Here is a 2,522-nt window from a genome sequence, read left to right as displayed (position 1 = left end):
CGGCGTATTTTGCAGCACTCGTAGACCTAAATCTACCCGACGCACCAGACGGAGAGGTGGTAGACGAGTGCATATCCCAAAGTCTGCCAACCATTGTTCTTACTGGGAATTTTGACGAAACAAAGCGCCAAGAGATTTTTAAAAAACGCGTGGTTGACTACATCGTCAAAGAAAGCCGTTTCTCCTATGAGTACGCCATCAAGCTGCTGAATCGATTGCATCGCAACAAAGAGATCAAAATACTTGTTGCTGACGACTCGAGTACCTCTCGCAAACACATTTGCAACCTTCTACAGAGCCAACTCTATGATGTCGCTCAGGCCGATGACGGCGATACGGCCCTGCAAATGCTTGAGCAAGACACCGAGATACAAATACTCATTACCGATTACAACATGCCCCGAATGAATGGCTTTGATCTGGTCAGACAAATTCGCAAACAAGTTGATAAGAACGACTTAGTCATCATCGGGCTTTCTGCGGACGGAGATAACTCGCTCTCCGCAAAATTCATCAAAAACGGTGCGAACGACTTTTTGAAAAAGCCGTTCAGCCATGAAGAGTTTCATTGCCGAGTCATGCACAACATCGAGAACATGGAGTTCTCCAAAACCATGCACCATATGGCCATGCATGACTACTCAAGTGGCCTACCAAATAAGCGCGCATTCAATGAGCAAGCAGGGGCTCTCCTCAAGCAAGCCGACAAGCAAGGCCGCGAAGCATTTATCGCCATCATGTCGATAGATCAATTAGATGAGCTGCAAGATCGCTTCGGAATTGAAACGGCGGACCTAGTCGTGAACGAGCTACGCGAACTATTCAACAATGCACTCTCACGCTTCGTTTACGCGAGGCTCAATGACGGCGACCTAGGTATCGCCATGACAGGCATTACCGCCGAACAAGCCGAGCGCTTTTTAAATAGCTTAATTGAACGAGTGGAAGATCAGATTTTAATGATTAACGATCAGACCGTTCAGGTCACTGTCTCGGCCGGTCTGGTCAAAGCAGCATCAGGCAACCTGCTTGTCGGCAGTCGCGAGGCAGACAACTTAGCGTTCAGCGCCAAACAAAATGGTGGCAACCAGCTAGCGATGTAAGACAAGCAAACCGTAGCCAGAGCAACTCTCTCTGCTATGGCTACGGTTTAGATCTAGGTTTAGGTTTAGGTTTAGGCAAATACCACGGTCTTGTTTTCGTGAATAATCACACGCCCCTCAATGTGCATGCGCACACCTCTCGCTAGAACAGATTTTTCAGCATCCTTACCTAAGCGCACCATATCTTCGATCGTATCACTGTGGTTAATGCGAATAACATCCTGGTCAATAATCGGCCCTTCATCGAGATCCTGCGTTACATAATGGCATGTCGCACCAATCAATTTCACACCTCGGTCATAAGCCTGATGATACGGCTTTGCCCCTGCAAAGCTTGGCAAAAAGCTGTGGTGGATATTGATCACGCGCCCAGAATAACGCGAGCACAAATCGGGCGGTAAAATTTGCATATAACGCGCAAGCACAATCAAATCAGTCTCGTAAGAATCGACGAGATCCTCAACTTCTTTGAACGCTTGCGGCTTATTGTCTTTTGTTACCGGCACATAGTGGTAAGGAATATCATGCCACTCAACCATGCGGCGCAGATCTTCGTGATTTGCAATCACGGCGACGATCTCTACGTTCAGCTCATCGCTGTGCCAGCGATGCAATAAATCAGCAAGACAATGCGACTCCTTGGACGCCATCAACACTACTTTCGGCTTAACATGAGAGTCTGTCACCGACCATTTCATCGAGTATTCATTAGCAATAGGCGCAAATGCAGCTTTGAAACTCTCAAGATCGAATGGCAAAGAGCTCGCCTTGATCTCATTACGCATAAAGAACCAGCCATTTTTTTGATCTGCATGATAACTGGCCTCTGTAATCCAGCCATTGTATGTCGCCAAAAAATTACTAACCTTTGCCACAATACCGGTACGATCGGGGCATGACACAACCAAGCGATAGGTTCTTTCCATTATTACTACTCGACCTTTTTAATTCTGGGGATCTCCCCAACAAAGCGGGGCCAACCCCGTTTATCATTATTATTTACAGACCAGCCACTCAATCGCCAATTCAGAGCTTAACCAGCTCAGAGCTGCGAGCCGCACAAATAAAGTCATTTCGGTGCATTCCACCAATTTTATGACTCCACCAAGTGACTGCCAGCGAACCCCACTCAATCACTAAGCGCGGGTGATGATCGACCTGATCGGCATATTCTCCAACCCGTTGCGCGGCGGCCAACGCCTGCTCAAAATCACCAAACTTAAAAACGCGATGCAAACGCTGCTGAGACGCTTCGTTGATTACCTCCCAACCATCTACTTCTGGCATCAGCTCAGAGATTTCTGTTTCGCTCAACAAAGGCGCATCGGCACGACACGCCTCACATTGCTCCTGACTTAGCATATTACTACCTCTTCTCGCGGCAGCATGACGCTCGCCGAATGTTGCCGCCCAATACGA

The 2,522-nt window shown here is 47.9% G+C and carries 3 protein-coding genes; 1 reads left to right on the top strand and 2 read right to left on the bottom strand.

Annotated features, from left to right (window positions below):
- The coding region (locus A3750_RS07890; RefSeq protein ID WP_068548150.1) for a response regulator at positions 1-1,103 on the top strand (1,103 nt) is incomplete at its 5' end.
- A gap of 71 nt (positions 1,104-1,174) precedes the next feature.
- Here A3750_RS07890 and purU read toward each other — a convergent pair.
- Positions 1,175-2,029 (bottom strand): formyltetrahydrofolate deformylase, encoded by an 855-nt coding sequence (purU, locus tag A3750_RS07885; protein WP_068451069.1) that lies wholly within the window; start codon positions 2,027-2,029, stop codon positions 1,175-1,177.
- A 100-nt stretch (positions 2,030-2,129) separates the two neighbouring features.
- The coding region (locus A3750_RS07880) for a 4a-hydroxytetrahydrobiopterin dehydratase (RefSeq protein WP_231871763.1) at positions 2,130-2,522 on the bottom strand (393 nt) is incomplete at its 5' end.

It is taken from the genome of Oleiphilus sp. HI0079 (genome assembly GCF_001635105.1).
Note: the sequence above shows the minus strand (reverse complement) of the source record. Positions and strands in the feature narration are given on the sequence as shown.

What these genes read in the sequence shown, in the direction of transcription:
- purU (WP_068451069.1), bottom strand. Translation starts at nt 2,029, where the DNA reads ATGGAAAGAACCTATCGCTTGGTTGTGTCATGCCCCGATCGTACCGGT.